Genomic DNA, 15,242 nt, shown 5'->3' on the forward strand with positions numbered 1-15,242 from the left:
GAATCGACGAAAAATCGTCGGCATGAAGAGGATTTCATTTAGGCGTCTGGCGGCGCACAGTTTTTGAGCGGTACATCGCCTCATCAGCAGCCGCGATCAGGGCGTCCGCGCCCATGCGCCCATCCCATTGAACGATCCCGCATGAGGCACCGAGAGACACGGGTTCACCGGTCCGCCCATCCGGCGCGGTAATGACCATGTCGCCGATCAGCTTCGTCAGCTCGGCAGTTTTCGCCTCACCATCGCTTCGCAGGGCGTGGGAAAGAATGACCCCGAACTCGTCACCGCCGAGACGCCCAACGATGTCCGTCTCGCGAATGTTGGAATTGATGAGTTTGCAAACCGATTTGAGCGCCTTGTCGCCCGTCGCGTGGCCAAAGCGGTCATTGACCAGCTTGAAACGATCCAGGTCGATATAGACGAGGCAAAGCGAACTTCCGTGGCGGCGTGAAAGGGCCATCTCCCGCGAAATTTCCCGCACAAAGGCGCGGCGATTGAAGACGGGACAAAGCGCATCACGGTCCGCAAGCGCTTCGGAGAGAGAAAGCGCCCTGTGCAGACGCGCTTCCTGACCGCGAAGATAGAGAACTTCCTCGGCCAGTGCGCGCATGCCTGCGTCTACCTTTACGTCACCGCACGCAAGGGGCAGGTCCAATGCTTCCAGCATTTTCTCGGCGGGCGTCGTTGCCCGTCTGATCCTGCCGCTTCGGGCCTGTTGCTCACTTGGTCTGTCCATGCGCCAACTATAGGCTGGAATACCCGCAGGGACCAGCAGAACAGCACGTCTTGACGCAACAGGGCCGACCTCTATGTTCTGCCGCTTCCTGAAAGAGGGGCGCCAGCAAATGAGTGCATCCCAACCAAGCGTCGGCGTGATCATGGGCAGCCAGTCGGACTGGCCTGTCATGAAGCTCGCCTGCGAAACACTCCAGCAGCTTGACGTTGCCCATGAGGCGCGCATCGTATCTGCACATCGTACGCCTGACCGCCTGACCGAATACGCCAAGAGCGCGCGGGACCGCGGCCTCAAGGTCATAATCGCGGGCGCGGGCGGCGCCGCCCACCTGCCAGGCATGACCGCCGCCATGACACCGCTTCCTGTGCTGGGCGTGCCCGTGAAATCACGAGCGCTGAAAGGCATGGATAGCCTTCTTTCCATCGTTCAGATGCCAAAAGGTGTCCCTGTCGGCACTCTGGCCATTGGCGAAGCAGGCGCGGTCAACGCTGCCCTCCTCGCCGCGTCCATCATCGCGCTCAATGATGGCGACGTCGCAGCCAAGCTCGACGCCTATCGCCAGGCCCAGACCGACAGCGTCGGCGAGGCGCCAGAGGGATGAGCCCGCTTCCAGCTGGATCAGTGATCGGCATCCTCGGCGGCGGCCAGCTTGGCCGCATGCTGGCGGCGGCCGCTGCCCAGCTTGGTTTTGATGTGAACATCTTCTGCCCGGGCGAAAGCCCACCTGCTGCCCGCGTCGCCGCCGGTCACTGGGACGCGGACTATGATGACGAAACCGCCCTCAGCGACTTTGCTGAGAATTGCGATGTCATCACCTATGAGTTCGAGAACATTCCCGTCGCATCGGTCGCTTACCTCGTTTCAAAAGGTACGGCCGTCCGGCCCGGTGTAAAATCGCTGGAAGTCTCGCAGGACCGCCTGTCGGAGAAGCAGTTCCTCAACGCCATTGGGATTGAAACGGGCAAGTTTGCGCCCGTTGATAGCGTCGACGAGCTAAAAGCCGCGCTTGGGGCGCTCGGCGGCGAAGGCCTCCTGAAGACCCGCCGCGACGGATATGATGGCAAGGGTCAGGTCCGCGTGAAGTCCGGCGACGACCTTGCCGCCGCGTACAATGAGATCGGGCAAGCACCTGCGATCCTCGAAGCGCTTGTCCCTTTTGAGCGCGAGATCTCTGTCGTCATTGCCCGCGCCGTCGATGGCTCCATGACCGCATTCGACCCCAGCAAGAACGACCATGAAAGCGGCATCCTGAAGCGCTCGACCGTGCCTTGCGGGCTTTCCGATGAGGTCATTGCGCGCGGCCGCAAGCTTGCCGAAACACTAGCGACAGAGACCGGCCATGTCGGCGTCTTGGCACTGGAGCTGTTCGTCCTGAAAGACGGCACGCTGCTCGCCAATGAGATGGCGCCGCGCGTCCATAATTCCGGTCACTGGACCCCGGAAGCCTGTGCCACCGGCCAGTTTGAACAGCACATCCGCGCTGTCGCCGGCTGGCCCCTCGCGCCCGTTACCCGTCACTTCGATGCCGAGATGGAAAACCTGCTCGGCGACGAGGCGCTCGCCCCGCCATCCTCCTATCCGGAAGGCACAGTGCTCACCCTCTATGGAAAGCGTGACGCCAAGCCCGGCCGCAAGATGGGCCACATTGTCAGGCGGACTGGGCGCGCTTAGTCCCCCAAGCTCGAGACCAAGCCGTCCCTCTAGGCTGGCCCCTGCTGCTTCTCATAGTGACCGACAAGCGCGACAATCAGGACGGCGAGAGCATGTCCTGCGAGACCGACAGTCCACCACATCGCCGGGACGGCCATGGCAAACAGGCTTTGCTTGGTAACGCCGATCGCCAGGAAGACCAGCATGCCAAGCGCCCAACTTCCGAGGTGAATCCAGAAGGAGAGTTTCAGCGCGGCGAGCCCCTCCGCATGAGTCTGCACGGCGGCCTTTGCCGCTTCCGATTTCGCATCTACCGTCAGCGCCATGGCATCGACGTTGAATGCAGCCGCCAGCGCCTTGATCGACTCACCAGAGGCCTGCTCACCCTTCTCGATGCGCTGGACGGTGCGCAGACCTATCCCGGCAAGCTCGGCAAGGTGTTCCTGCGACCAGTGACGCTCCTCGCGCCAGCGCTTTATTTTCTCTGCATCGGCCCTGAATTGCATGACCCTCTTCCTTTCGGTTGGCTGTGTTTAAACTGAGCCACAAGAAAGCCCAAACCCGCCCCGTCAGGCCACGCCACGCACCCGCCAGCAGCCCGCCACACGCATGACACTCCCATGCCAGCGCGCCGCCAGCCTGCCCGGTCCGGCCTAATATTTGTATTTCACATTGAACCGCAGGATCCTGTCGAGGCTTTCGCTCTTCAGTGGCGGATTGGACTCGTAACGCACATCATAGGAGACGCCTGCCTGCACATGATCGGAGACGTCCGCATTCATGCGCAGCGTCGGGTGCACGGTAGAGGTCGGCCCTGAGAAGTTGACCTTCGTGTCCAGCTCCAGCGTCCAGTCCTCATCGATCAGCCAGTCGAACTCAGCGGCGCCATAAAGACCGATGGAGCCGACCGTGCCTTCCTTCTTGGCGATATCGAGAAAGCGATAGCCCGGCCCAAATTCGCTGCGCAGCGTCATCGCCGCACCTTGAATGAGATACGCACCCGCGCCGACGCCTGCAAAGGCATCCGTCTCGAACCCCGCGAAATCATCGCGCGCGAAAGACCCGCGCACATAGCCGAAATACGCATCGGTCCAGAGCGTATCGAGCTGATAGGACGCGCCCCAATTGTTCTGGCTGTCCACCCCATTGGCCTCAGCCATGTTCGCATAGGTCTCCAGACGGTGGATCTGCGAACGCCGCTTCAGGTTCAGCTTGCCATGCAGGCCAAGAAACAGCGTGTCGGTGTTGCCCTTGGTTTCCGCCGCACTCAGCGAGATCTCACCATTGCGATCTTCCCAATAGTGCGCACCGCCGAACCGTGCAGGCTTCGGGGCGGGCACCACCAGAGGCTGGATGCGCAGTGGCTCTACGGGCAGGCTCAGATCTTCGACAACGGCGTCAATCTTCGCAGCGTGCTGCGGATAGGCCATCTTCGCCGCTGCGATGACCGCATCCACCTGAGCCGGATCATGCGTGTTCATCGCCGCCGATATCATCCGGTGAACGGCGCGGGGCAGCTCTTCAACATCTGGGGTGATAATGGCAGGGGCTGCGCCACCAGCGATTGCTGGCGCAAGTAAAAGGTCGAACATGCCTTCAATCCGGTCTGATTGGGTAGTGCGGCCCTCTTACCCGGCGTCTCACCGCCCGCGCAACCTGTCCAGCAGCTCAAGACCGGGCTTGGCTATCTTTGAGCCCCACTTGCCGAAGGTCATCGCATTCTCAAGGCGCTTCTCGATGAAGGCATCAAGGTCAGCTTCCTCCGGCTCATTCTGCCAATAGAGCACGATAGGCGGCAGCACCGCGGACAGAAGGCCGCGCTTGGTTTCCCGGTTATAGTCCGTCGCCGTATCGCCCGCAGCCGTCCAGATCGCATCGGCTGTCTTCCAGGTCCGCTGCGCGGCATCTGGCGTATTCCACGGCAGGAAGCCGCGCGCAGAGGCCCGCTTCACCGCCTCGCGGTGCGGCTCCAGCGCACCAAGCCAGGCCTTCACGCCTGCAGCCACTTTCTCATGTGTGCGCAGGTCCGATAGATCACTCTCTGCCAGCGCCGCCAGCATGTCTTCCTCGGCTCTATCGAAGAACCGCTCGACAAGATCGCCGATGCCATTTGGCGCCGCGAGTGCAGCTTCATCGGAACTTATCCCGGCCTCGCGCATTGATGTCGTATAGGCTTGGTCCGTCCAGCCCATGTCAGCGACATGCGGCAGCAGGCTTTCCAGCCATTTATCCTGTAGTCGTACCGACGGGCGTTCTGCTGTCATTGCTGGCTCCGGGAGTAGGCAAGCTCAAAAATTGGTGTTATAGGCGCGCCTTCACAAGTATCTGATCACGCCAGACTATGTCCCAGTTGGCTCTACCGGCTGGGAAAACAAATGGAGATTTGACCATCGTACAGATCGTCGTCCGCGACAACAATGTCGAACAAGCCCTTCGCGCACTGAAGAAAAAGATGCAGCGTGAGGGTCTCTTCCGGGAAATGAAATCCCGCACGCATTTTGAAAAGCCTTCCGAAAAGAAGGCCCGCCAGAAGGCGGAAGCTGTGCGCCGCGCTCGCAAACTTGCTCGTAAGCGCGCCCAGCGCGAGGGTCTGGCCTAGAACCAGACCGCCAATCTGGCGTGAAATCAGCCCCTTCGGCCCTGGCCGGAGGGGCTTTTTCATGTCTGGAGCTGCCCCTTCGACCGCTTCGCGGCCACTTCCCCCGCTCGCGGGGGGAGGTAGAACCCAATATTGATGCTGTATGTCCTCCCCCGTTCACGGGGAAGGTGCCGGCAGGCGGAGGGGGCGAAGCAGACCTAAGCCTTTGACTTCTTCCCCGGCACCAGCTTGCCGAACCATTTGCCGACATCGCCAACGCCTGCGCCATGTACCGCGCCCGCGCGGTAGACGCGTGAGGCGAGCCACAGCACCAGAAGCGAGGCTGCGATCATCAGGATGAGCAGTCCTGCAATCTCCCAGAACGGCATCACCGTCGGAATACGCAGGATCAGCAGGAACGGCGTAAACACCGGCACCCAGCTCATCACGGCGATCAGCGGTGATTCCGGATCGGAAATGGCAACGGTGATCATGAACATCGGCACCATCAGCATCACGATCAGCGGCGTCATCAGCGTCTGGGCTTCCTGGATCGTGTCACAGAGTGAACCGAGCGCGAGGAAGATCGCGCCATACATCAGATAGCCAAGCACGAAGCTCAGCAGCGCCGGCAGCAGAAGCTGGACGTCCCCCACAGAGCCAAGCACCGTAAAGATTGGCCCGCGAATGCCCGGATCAATCATGTTGGCAAACGCTGTGGCAAGGATCGTCGTACCAATCGCCCAGACCGCCATCAGCGTCAGCGCCACGGCTAGAACGGCCAGCAGCTTACCCGCCAGCATATGCGGCAGCTTCACAGACGTCAGAAGGCTGTCGAAAATCTTGTTGGAGCGCTCCTCGATCGTCCCCATCAGAAGGTAGTTCACGACCGAGAAGATCAGGAACCACAGCATGAACGCCATCAGGATGGACGCGTAGAAAGGCGCCCTGTCGGCCATGGTCACCTGTGAGCCACCTTCAGACGAAGCCGGGCGGGCCCGGCGTTCGGTCACGGGCCGCGTTTCCTGGCTGGCGCGGTTCAGGAGCGCAGGGTCAACGCCGGCACTCTCAAAGATACGCCGCTCGGCCAGCGTCCGCTCCGCGGCTTTTGCTCGCCGCAGCAGCGTGTCGGCGGTGACGTTCTCGCTCCAGTATTCAATCTCGCCATCGCCGTCCGGCACGAAGATCGCGGCAAAGAGCGGCAGCGGCCCTTCAGGCGTGTCGATCAGCTGCTCACCAAGAAGGTAAGGCGTGATCGCGTCCTGCGTGGTGGCCGGCGCTGGGACCTGCACAAAGCCCGCCTGTGGTAGTTCGAATGCAGGCTTACCTGCGCGATCCAGCGCGTCTTCTACAGATGCACCATCAGCGAGCGCCGTATCAAACGTCACAAGCGCCTCATTGGGCTCAGCAGTGCCCATGACGCTTGCCGGGTCCAGGGACAGCCTCGCCGCCTCCACGCGGTTCTCATTGATCTCGGCATCAAGCACGGTCGAGAAGGCATCGCCGCTCTCGATAACCGCGAAGTAGCGTGTCGGCTGTGAGTTCTCCGCCCATGTCGGCGCCATCATGGCGACGGCCAGCAGGAGCGGCGTCAACAACAGGCCGAGCCAGAAGCCCCAGGCCTGCACATAACCAAGATAGTCGCGGCGGGCGACGAGATAGATGGAACGGATCATGCGACTTTCCTCGCAGCATCACCAGCAAGCGACTGGCGAAGGTCTTCAGCTTCGGCTTCGGAAACGAGCGATACGAAGACGTCCCGCAGACGCGCTTCTTCCGGCCTGAAACTCGTAATCGGCGCACCGGCATCGATCGCGGCGCGCAGGGCATCCTGCGCATCGACACCAGCAGGCAGCTTCACCCGCCAGACATCGCCGCTGCGCTCACTAATCTCAAAGCCCTTCGGCTTCAGCGCCGCATCAAGGTAGAACCCTTCTGACACGCCGATCAGCACGGCGCGGCCAAGCGCACCAAACGCCTCGTCCAGCGTACCGTCGAACACCTTGCGCCCGCGCGCCATCATCACGATGGAGTCGCACAGCCGTTCGGCATGCTCCATCACATGGGTTGAAAACAGGATCGTCGCACCGCGCTTGTGCTCCTCGATTATCATGTCTTCCAGCCCTTGCTGGTTGACCGGGTCGAGGCCGGAGAATGGCTCATCGAGGATCAGGAAGTCCGGCTGATGCGCCAGCGATGACAGGATCTGCACCTTTTGCGACATGCCCTTTGAGAGCTTCGACACGCGCGAGCGGGCAAACTCTCCAAGACCCATACGCTCAAGCAACTCATCGGCACGCTTGCGGCTTTCGCTCGCACTCATGCCCTTCAGCCGCGCGAAATAGGAGATGGTCGCCCGCGCCGTCATCTTCTTGTAGAGGCCGCGCTCCTCGGGAAGGAAGCCGACATGACGCAGGCTCTCAATATTAGGCGACGCACCGAAAAGACTGACCTTCCCCTCATCCGGGCTCAGCACACCGAGCGCCATGCGCAGGCTGGTCGACTTGCCCGCACCGTTCGGACCAAGAAAGCCGACAATGCTGCCCTTCGGCACACTCATGCTCAGGTCGCGGACCGCCGTGAAAGCGCCAAAGCGCTTCGTTACGGCGTTCAGTTCGAGTGGCGCAGGCCCCATATTCCCTCCGGGAAGACTAAAACTTCTCGACTATCGATAAACCAAACTGAGGTTTCCTGGCTAGCCCTTGCCAAGACTTAAAACAGCGCGCAGGCTCCATCCCATGAAGCCTCGTATGGGTCAGGGAATGGGACGTGCCGGACCGCCTCACAGCGCTGGCACCGACATGGACGAGACGCACACGATCGGCGCAACCAGTATCGACAGGGACGAAGAACTCCAGCGCGTAGAGGCCGCATTAAAGCGCCTTGATCGCGGGCAGTTCGGCCACTGCCTCTATTGCGGCGACCGGATCGACCTTGAGCGCTTACAGCATGACCCCACTGTCGAAAGCTGCGATACCTGCCGGGAAGACTAGGCCCGCCTCCTTCAGGCAGACTTCAATCAGGATAGAACATCATGACAGCCAACTGCCTCTGCGGCTCCGTCAGCGTGACCATCGACGCAAAGCCGGACTTCATCTTCGACTGTAATTGCAGCCTCTGCCGCAAGACGGGCAGCGCCTGGGGCTATTTCAAGCCTGAAGCGGTGACTACCGACGGCGAGACCGTCGGATATGCGCGCAGCGACAAGACGCTCGCCGCCGTAGACGTTCATTCCTGCAAATCCTGCGGGGCGACAACGCACTGGGTCCGCACCGACGCCTTCAGGGACACGCACAAGGTCAACGACATGGTGGGCGTCAACATGCGCCTCTTCGACCCTGACCTTCTGGACGGCGTGCCGGTCCAGTTCCCGGACGGAAAGAACTGGACCGGTGAAGGCGCATTCGGCTTCAGGCGCCACGGCTTCACGATCAGCGAAACCGCCCGCTGGTAAGCCGGACCAGCTCGCTGCCGACAACTTCACTTTCGCGACCATCTAAACCACCCGAAGTGTGTTGCCGGGGCGTTGCAAGCGCGGTTATCTGCATATGGGGACAGAATCCAGTGCCGCGAAAGGTAATCAGCCCTGAATGCTTGCTGATCGTCTGACGCAAAAGCGATCAGAGCTTCAACGATCTGGCACGGATAAAAATTGCGGGGACAAAATGCGTTTTCATTTCCTTCTGGTCGCAGCCTTAGGCTTTCTATTGTCGGCAGTACCGGCTGCCATGGCGCAGTCGGACAATAGCGGTGTGAATGCGTGGGACTTGGACGAGGCCGGTGAATATCAGCAAGCCTTGCCGGCCTTCGAGAACGCGTGCGAGATTGGCAACGCACAAGCCTGTGCCATGGCTGCGACCTACTATATTCGCGGCGAAAAGGTTGCCCAGAATGTGCTCAATGCGAAACCTTACGCTGAGAAGGCATGTGATGGCGGCATAGCGCCACTCTGCGACTTCCTCGGCTGGGAGTATATTCGAGGCGGCAATTGGGAGAAGGACGGCCAACGTGGTGTCGATCTGATTGAACAGGCCTGCCGTTTGGATGACGGTCATTCTTGCAAAACAATGGCTATTTCCTACGACGATGGTGGTGGCGATCTGATCGCAAGAGACCCGAACCTCTCTTACATCTACGCTCTGAAGACCTGCGCGCTGGCGTGGCAGGATGAAGAATTCCTGAGCGAATATTGTGAGAAGGCTGATGCGTTGGCGTCATCAGGTGAAGTGACTATCACGCAGTCACGAAGCGCGCTTGAACGTGCGCTCTGCGACATCAATCTCGCCTCCAACTGTTTTACACTCGCCAGTTTCCATCAGCATGGAAAGCAAGGCCTGCCGGTCGATGCTGCACTGTCTGCTGAACTCTATGAAAAGGCCTGTGAGTGGGGAGACACTAGAGGATGCGCAAATCTCGGCTGGGCGCACGAGAACGGCGAACTTGGCCTGGAGACAGATTTTGCGAAGGCTATGACGTTTTACTCCAAGGCGTGCTCTCTGGATGGCTCCGTGGGCTGCGAAAACTTGGCCATAATTCATGAAACCGGCCCGGAGGAATATCGTGATGTCGATTTGGCTGTCGCTTACCATGACAAGGCCTGCGAACTCGGCGGCGCACGCGGCTGCTATTTGCTCGGGTCGGCGTACCTGACCAGCAAACTCGGCCGGCAGCAGAATGACGAGAAAGCGCTGGCTTATGGTCAGCGAGGCTGCGAGTTAGGAGGGTCCGACGCCTGCCGCCTCGTGGAAACAGTGCAAGAAATACGATCAATCGACGAGCGCAATGCGCGCAGAGTGGTCGAGGCACAACGTGAGGCCCGCCGCCGGGATGAAGCAGAACGCAACCGGTTGGCTGAGAGTCGCGGCCGATCTCAAACTTTCATCAATGGCCTGTACGATAGGCCGACAGAGCCCTCCCAGAAGCGGGTCTGCGGAATGATCTATCAAGGCGGCCGCGCCACCTATGAATGCATGACCGAACAGCACTACGACCGATACTACAGACCGTAGCGACGCAATATCGATGCCAGCCTTCGCAGCAGGCCCATTCAGCTCGCTGCCGAGAGGCGCATCAACACCAGCCCTGACAGGATCAGAACTGCTGCGGCGATGCGCATGGGGCTGATGCTTTCGCCCAGGAAGACGATGCCGAGGACAAAGGCGCCGACCGCGCCAATACCGGTCCAGACCGTATAGGCTGTGCCCAGCGGCAGGACGCGCATTGACCATGACAGCAGCGCAAAGCTGCCAATCATCGCCGTCAGCGTGATCACGCTCGGCCAGAGCCGGGTGAAACCGGCCGACTGCTTCATGAAATAGGCCCAGACGACTTCAAGCAGTCCGGCCACGAAAAGAATGATCCACGCCATCGCATGACCTCATCGGAAAAGCGCCGGGCCGTCCCGGACTTTTCTCCCATGAGGGCGAGGACGTGGCCTGCCTTTTCTTACACTGAGGCCCACGTGGTGACCAAAGTCGAACCATAAGGGCTATAGACGCTGACTTCTGAAGCTTAGTTCAGACCCTCGCGCCCAATCGCATAGAACCGCTCGCGGCGCTGGCGTTTCAGTTCGGCTGGGGACAGGCCTTCCAGTTGGCTGAGCGCCTTCTCGATGGCCTTGCCTGCCTGGCTGACGGCGCGCTGCGGGTCGCGGTGGGCGCCGCCAATCGGCTCCTTCACGACATCGTCGATGACTTTCAGCTTCAGAAGGTCTTCAGAGGTGATCTTCATCGCTTCTGCCGCATCGCGCGCCTTGGCCGAGTCGCGGTAAAGGATCGAGGCGCAGCCTTCCGGTGAGATAACGGAATAGATGGAGTGCTCCATCATCAGGACGCGGTTGGCCGCTGCGATGGCAATCGCGCCGCCGGAGCCGCCTTCACCGATAATCAGGGACACCATCGGCACTGTCAGCGTCAAGCAGCGCTCGGTCGAGCGCGCAATCGCTTCGGCCTGGCCGCGCTCTTCGCCCGCCTTGCCGGGGAACGCGCCAGCCGTATCCACAAAGGACAGCACAGGCAGGTTGAACTTATCGGCCAGATCCATGAGGCGCACGGCCTTACGGTAGCCTTCAGGGTGCGCCATGCCGAAATTGTGGCGCAGACGGCTTTCAGTGTTGCGGCCCTTTTCATGGCCCATGACAACGACGCTCTGGCCCCGGAAGGTCGCAAGGCCACCAATCACGGCTTCGTCATTGCCGAACACACGGTCGCCTGCCAACTCCTGAAAGTCTTCGAATAGCTGCTCGATATAGTCGCTGAAGTGCGGGCGCTCCGGGTGGCGGGCAACCTGCGTCTTGCGCCACGGCGTCAGCGAGGAATACGTGTCCTTCAGCTGCTTGGCAGCCTTGTCCTTGAGCTTCTTCAGCTCATCGGAAATCGACGGGCCTTCACCCTGCTGGGACACGGCTTCCAGCTCGGCAATCTTTGTCTCGAGCTCTGCGATCGGCTTTTCAAAATCGAGATAGGTCGTTGGCATAATGATGAACCTAGTGCTGCTTTTGGGCGATTCCTAGGCGCTCTGCCCGCCCTTGGCACGCTCAAAATACATCACATCCTCTTCGTTGAAGCGCACCGTGCCGTGTTGGACGTAGCCAATCTTCTCCGCAATCCGGATCGAAGGCGCGTTTTCAGCGTCGATGATGCAGCAGCATTTGACGTGTTCGGTCTCGCTATCCAGCCAGTCGTGAATGGCTTTGACGGCCTCGCTCGCATAGCCCTGCCCGAACCTGTCGGGCGAAATCACCCAGCCGCATTCCGGCACGCCCCAGAAGCCCGGCTCGGTGTCGCGGTGAAAGTCGGCAAAGCCGACCTCGCCGACAAACGCCCCGCCCTTGCGCTCCTCAACTAGCCAGTATCCATAACCCAGAACTTCCCAGAGCCCGCGGTTGCGCAGGACATTCCTGTTCCAGACATCATGCGGGGAACGGGCCGACCCACCAATGAAACGGATCGTTTCCGGATGGCTCCAATGGGCAGCGAGCGCGTCAAAATCTGACGCTTCATGCGCACGCAGTTTCAGCCGCTCGGTCAGGATGACCGGCACAGGCCGCCCGCTCATGCGCGTTTCGCCTTCATGCTTTCCAGCATGGCCTTCATCGACGCGTGGACCGTCTCGATGGCCTTAAGTGGGCGCACCATGACCTTGAAGTCAGTGATTAGGCCCGCCTCATCCCACTCGATCATGTCGATCCCGTTGACGAGAATGCCGTTCATCTCGGTCTCGAACTCCAGCACCGCCTTGTCGCCGCAATCAAAGATGCGGACATAGCGAAAGCTGTCATTGCCGAGCGTTTCACCTGCCGCGCCAAGATACATCATGGTGATCGGCTTGCCGCGTTGGGGCGTGTGGACGATCGGGCTCTGGAACACGACATCGTCATGCAGGATCGCATCAAGCGCTGCAGCGTCATGGTCCCCGTGAAAATAGTCCATCCAGCGCTGCAGATTGTCTGAATACCCTGTCGTCGCCACCATGCGCGTCCCCTCGTCTCTTTGTGTCTACCGGCCCCCAACCGGCCGACCGATCAGGAATTCCGAATAGTCGTCGAAACAATAGCCCCGGCGCAAGACCCAGCTTGAGGGAACGCCAGGATCAACAAAGATCATCTGGATACGTCCCCAGGTCTGGCGCGGCGTATTCGTCTCAGGATCGGTAATCGCAAAATCGCAGGCAGGCGCGCCCGACCCGTCCGGTTCAACCCAGAGGCCGTAGAAGACGTCGCGATTGGTCCGGTTTCCGGCCAGCTGCGGGATGAAAGCCACCCCGCGCTGCTCGCTATTGGCGATCGGAAAAGTCAGCACCGCTTCACCGCGCGCCGTCTCATGGTCATAGACCACCGTCCCGATCTCAGTCTGCCAGACCTCGCGCTGCTGCGCATCGGCAACGCCGCTGCCCACGAAAAGCGCCGCCAGAACGGCCACCACGGAGATTTTCATGCTTTGCTCCCGGGCAGCCAGTCGCTCGCGCTGCCTCTATTCATTCAGACAATAGGTGACCGGATAGACAACATTGACCAGCCGCACAGAGCGTCCGCCCTCGCGCGGCGGGTCAAAGCGAAGGCCCGTCGCAGCCTGATACGTCGGCGCGTTGAACTGGGGCGCAGAGCACGATGTCAGAATGTTTTGAGGCGTCCCCGCCGGGCTCACATCCATCAGGATCTCGCAGCGCCCTTCCTGGCCGGCATTGCGCGCGCTGACCGGATAGGCTGGCTGCGACGGCGTCATCGGCTGGACACCCGTGCCAACGACGGCATCCGGCTCAGACACGCCGCCAAGAAGCTCATCGCCGCCACCGCCCGAACTCATGGTTGGCACCTGCGAAAGCCGCGTCTGCCAGCCATCGGGATAGCGCAGCTCAGCAACCGGCGCCCCCGCATGACCACAGGCCGCAATCTGTCCAGGCTGCACGCCCATCGTCTGACCGACAGGCGCATTCATGCCGCGCTGGTCGATGGGCGCAGGCGGATAGGGGTCAACCGCGCAGGCAGACAACCCCGCGAGCATGAGGGCACCCGGCAGGGCATGTGAAAGTCTCATCGATTTGGTCTTTCAGAGTTGAGGGCCAGAGTGGGAAGAAAGAAACGCGCCTAACCGTCCGCCGCGCCCTCCAGGCAGAAATTCATGGGCAGCATTATGTCTGCCGTTTCGGCAGTGTCTTTCCCGTCGGCAGGCTCAAACTCAAGTGTTTCCAGCGCTTTCGTCGCTGCGAGCGCGAATTTCGGCAAGGTGCAGTTTGCGAGAATGTCTTCGGTCTTGCCAGCCGCATTGACGCTGAAGATCGTCTCACAAGCCCCCTCGACACCCAGAGCCGAGTAAAGCGGCGGGAATTCCGGAGAAAGCGCCGTTGTCGGATAAGGCATCGCGACATCCCCTCCGACCGGATTGGCACCTTCCGCGCGCCCAGCCCAGCCTTCAGGCTTCAGCATTTCGACGCCAGACGTGCCTCCACAGGCCTCGATGCCGCGGTGCGGCGCGAGGATCTCCAGCTGTTCACTCGTCAACGGCTCAAGCAGGCGCTCATTCAGCGCGTCGACCGTTTCCGGGTTGAAGCCATGATAGTCGATCTGCGCGGCAGCAGTGCCTGCCAGCGCAGTTGAGGCGGCTGTAATTGCGAGGATTTTTGTGAGTTTGGTCAAAGGGTGGTCTCCTTGATTGCTCTTGGATACACCCTCCAACCTAGTCCGCCGCGTAGGCTTTGGCCAATTCCGGGTCCTTTTCCGACACCAGATCAGCGAGGTCAGAGATGACCTTGGCCTGTTTCCAGGTCGCGTCATCCTGCATCTTGCCGTCCAGCATCGCGACGCCCGTGCCGTCCGGCATGGCCTCGAGAATCCGGCGTGCAAACTTCACTTCATCGGGTGCCGGGCTGAAGACGCGCTTGGCAATCTCGATCTGGCTTGGATGCAGGCTCCACGTACCCGAACAACCCAGCAGGAAGGCATTGCGGAATTGCTGCTCACACGCCTCGCTGTCGGCGATGTCGCCGAACGGGCCATAGAACGCATTGATCCCGGCCATACGGCAGGCATCGACCATGCGCGCAATCGTATAGTGCCACGGGTCCTGCTGCGCGCTTTCACGCTTGGAGCCGTCTTCATTCGGGTCGTCCACCACCCGGTAATAGGGGTGGCCGCCGCCGACGCGGGTCGTCTTCATCTTGCGGTCTGCGGCAAGATCCGCCGGCCCAAGCGAAATGCCCTGCATACGCGGAGAGGCGAGCGCGATCTCCTCAACGAGCGCCATGCCCTGCGCGGTCTCGAGGATCGCATGGAAAAGGATTGGCCGCTTCAGGCCTGCCTTGGCTTCCAGCTGCGCAACATACTGGTCGGCGAAATGGATGTCCCACGGTCCTTCAACCTTGGGCAGCATGATGACATCGAGCTGCTCACCCGCCTCAAGCACGAGGCGCGAAACGTCTTCCTGAAACCATGGCGAGTTCAGCGGATTGACCCGGCTCCAGAAGCCCGTGCCCTTACCCTGCCAGTCGACCATCTTGCCCATTTCGATGGCGCCGTCGCGGGCCGCATCCTTGGCGTCGGCCGGAATGGCATCCTCAAGATTGGCTAGAACCACATCGGCCTGATCGGCCATTTGCGGCACCTTGGCGCGCACTTTCTCCAGATGCGGCGGGACGAAATGGATCATCCGCTCCAGACGAACCGGAAGCTCCCGCATCGGGTCCGGCGCGCCGATCGCGAGCGGCTTGAAAAAATTGCGCGGTGTTTTCTGGCTCATCCTCATCCTCCTGTTGCGGCGCAACATATCCCTCGCTGCCGGTGCG

Annotated in this window: 20 protein-coding genes; 6 read left to right on the forward strand and 14 right to left on the reverse strand. The window is 60.8% G+C overall.

Going from position 1 to position 15,242, the window contains the following annotated elements:
- Positions 1 to 34 precede the first annotated feature (34 nt).
- Positions 35 to 667: a GGDEF domain-containing protein gene (locus tag D1222_RS04925; protein WP_182481867.1), complete on the reverse strand. Its 633-nt coding sequence runs from the start codon at positions 665 to 667 to the stop codon at positions 35 to 37.
- 178 nt (positions 668 to 845) lie between these two features.
- Here D1222_RS04925 and purE point away from each other — a divergent pair, with 178 nt between their 5' ends.
- Positions 846 to 1,337, forward strand: a complete 492-nt coding sequence (purE, locus tag D1222_RS04930; RefSeq protein ID WP_119453735.1) for a 5-(carboxyamino)imidazole ribonucleotide mutase — start codon at positions 846 to 848, stop codon at positions 1,335 to 1,337.
- A complete protein-coding gene (locus D1222_RS04935) occupies positions 1,334 to 2,407 on the forward strand; it encodes a 5-(carboxyamino)imidazole ribonucleotide synthase (protein WP_119453085.1) in 1,074 nt (357 codons plus the stop codon). The genes purE and D1222_RS04935 overlap by 4 nt, the downstream gene beginning before the upstream one ends.
- Before the next feature lie 29 nt (positions 2,408 to 2,436).
- Here the strand turns inward: D1222_RS04935 and D1222_RS04940 are convergent, their stop codons facing one another.
- From D1222_RS04940 to D1222_RS04950, 3 genes are all read right to left on the reverse strand, one after another.
- A complete protein-coding gene (locus D1222_RS04940; protein WP_119453086.1) occupies positions 2,437 to 2,892 on the reverse strand; it encodes a helix-turn-helix domain-containing protein in 456 nt (151 codons plus the stop codon).
- 147 nt (positions 2,893 to 3,039) lie between these two features.
- Complete coding sequence (locus tag D1222_RS04945; RefSeq protein WP_119453087.1) at positions 3,040 to 3,978, reverse strand: DUF481 domain-containing protein; 939 nt, start codon at positions 3,976 to 3,978, stop codon at positions 3,040 to 3,042.
- A 48-nt stretch (positions 3,979 to 4,026) separates the two neighbouring features.
- Positions 4,027 to 4,650, reverse strand: coding sequence for a COQ9 family protein (locus D1222_RS04950; RefSeq protein ID WP_119453088.1), 624 nt, complete (start codon positions 4,648 to 4,650; stop codon positions 4,027 to 4,029).
- A gap of 77 nt (positions 4,651 to 4,727) precedes the next feature.
- Between D1222_RS04950 and rpsU the strand changes: the two genes are divergently transcribed.
- Positions 4,728 to 4,985 carry a 30S ribosomal protein S21 gene (gene rpsU / locus D1222_RS04955; protein ID WP_119453089.1) on the forward strand — a complete coding sequence of 86 codons (258 nt, stop codon included), beginning with the start codon at positions 4,728 to 4,730 and terminating at the stop codon, positions 4,983 to 4,985.
- A gap of 197 nt (positions 4,986 to 5,182) precedes the next feature.
- Here the strand turns inward: rpsU and D1222_RS04960 are convergent, their stop codons facing one another.
- Complete coding sequence (locus tag D1222_RS04960) at positions 5,183 to 6,640, reverse strand: ABC transporter permease (protein WP_119453090.1); 1,458 nt, start codon at positions 6,638 to 6,640, stop codon at positions 5,183 to 5,185.
- Entirely contained in the window at positions 6,637 to 7,599 is a 963-nt protein-coding gene (locus tag D1222_RS04965; RefSeq protein WP_119453091.1) for an ABC transporter ATP-binding protein, read from the reverse strand. Before D1222_RS04965 ends, D1222_RS04960 begins: the two co-directional genes overlap by 4 nt.
- A 103-nt stretch (positions 7,600 to 7,702) precedes the next feature.
- Here D1222_RS04965 and D1222_RS04970 point away from each other — a divergent pair, with 103 nt between their 5' ends.
- The 3 genes from D1222_RS04970 to D1222_RS04980 all read left to right on the forward strand — a co-directional run bounded on the left by D1222_RS04970 (position 7,703) and on the right by D1222_RS04980 (position 9,973).
- Positions 7,703 to 7,957, forward strand: coding sequence for a TraR/DksA family transcriptional regulator (locus D1222_RS04970; RefSeq protein ID WP_147371817.1), 255 nt, complete (start codon positions 7,703 to 7,705; stop codon positions 7,955 to 7,957).
- A 41-nt stretch (positions 7,958 to 7,998) separates the two neighbouring features.
- Positions 7,999 to 8,418, forward strand: a complete 420-nt coding sequence (locus D1222_RS04975) for a GFA family protein (RefSeq protein WP_119453093.1) — start codon at positions 7,999 to 8,001, stop codon at positions 8,416 to 8,418.
- Between the two features lie 136 nt (positions 8,419 to 8,554).
- Positions 8,555 to 9,973, forward strand: coding sequence for a tetratricopeptide repeat protein (locus tag D1222_RS04980; protein ID WP_119453094.1), 1,419 nt, complete (start codon positions 8,555 to 8,557; stop codon positions 9,971 to 9,973).
- A 38-nt stretch (positions 9,974 to 10,011) separates the two neighbouring features.
- Here the strand turns inward: D1222_RS04980 and sugE are convergent, their stop codons facing one another.
- The 8 genes from sugE to D1222_RS05020 form a co-directional block, all read right to left on the reverse strand.
- Positions 10,012 to 10,332, reverse strand: a complete 321-nt coding sequence (gene sugE, locus D1222_RS04985; RefSeq protein ID WP_119453095.1) for a quaternary ammonium compound efflux SMR transporter SugE — start codon at positions 10,330 to 10,332, stop codon at positions 10,012 to 10,014.
- 143 nt (positions 10,333 to 10,475) lie between these two features.
- Positions 10,476 to 11,438, reverse strand: a complete 963-nt coding sequence (locus D1222_RS04990; RefSeq protein WP_182481868.1) for an acetyl-CoA carboxylase carboxyltransferase subunit alpha — start codon at positions 11,436 to 11,438, stop codon at positions 10,476 to 10,478.
- Positions 11,439 to 11,471: 33 nt separating this feature from the next.
- Positions 11,472 to 12,020: a GNAT family N-acetyltransferase gene (locus D1222_RS04995; protein ID WP_119453097.1), complete on the reverse strand. Its 549-nt coding sequence runs from the start codon at positions 12,018 to 12,020 to the stop codon at positions 11,472 to 11,474.
- Positions 12,017 to 12,436, reverse strand: coding sequence for a nuclear transport factor 2 family protein (locus D1222_RS05000; protein ID WP_233348516.1), 420 nt, complete (start codon positions 12,434 to 12,436; stop codon positions 12,017 to 12,019). The genes D1222_RS04995 and D1222_RS05000 overlap by 4 nt, the downstream gene beginning before the upstream one ends.
- 24 nt (positions 12,437 to 12,460) lie before the next feature.
- Positions 12,461 to 12,898 carry a hypothetical protein gene (locus D1222_RS05005; protein ID WP_119453098.1) on the reverse strand — a complete coding sequence of 146 codons (438 nt, stop codon included), beginning with the start codon at positions 12,896 to 12,898 and terminating at the stop codon, positions 12,461 to 12,463.
- 36 nt (positions 12,899 to 12,934) lie between these two features.
- Positions 12,935 to 13,498: a TonB family protein gene (locus tag D1222_RS05010; RefSeq protein ID WP_119453099.1), complete on the reverse strand. Its 564-nt coding sequence runs from the start codon at positions 13,496 to 13,498 to the stop codon at positions 12,935 to 12,937.
- A gap of 50 nt (positions 13,499 to 13,548) precedes the next feature.
- Positions 13,549 to 14,097: a hypothetical protein gene (locus D1222_RS05015; protein WP_119453100.1), complete on the reverse strand. Its 549-nt coding sequence runs from the start codon at positions 14,095 to 14,097 to the stop codon at positions 13,549 to 13,551.
- Positions 14,098 to 14,137: 40 nt separating this feature from the next.
- Complete coding sequence (locus D1222_RS05020; protein WP_119453101.1) at positions 14,138 to 15,196, reverse strand: HpcH/HpaI aldolase/citrate lyase family protein; 1,059 nt, start codon at positions 15,194 to 15,196, stop codon at positions 14,138 to 14,140.
- Positions 15,197 to 15,242 lie beyond the last annotated feature (46 nt).

Source organism: Henriciella algicola, assembly GCF_003576245.1.
GTDB classification, from domain to species: Bacteria; Pseudomonadota; Alphaproteobacteria; order Caulobacterales; family Hyphomonadaceae; genus Henriciella; species Henriciella algicola.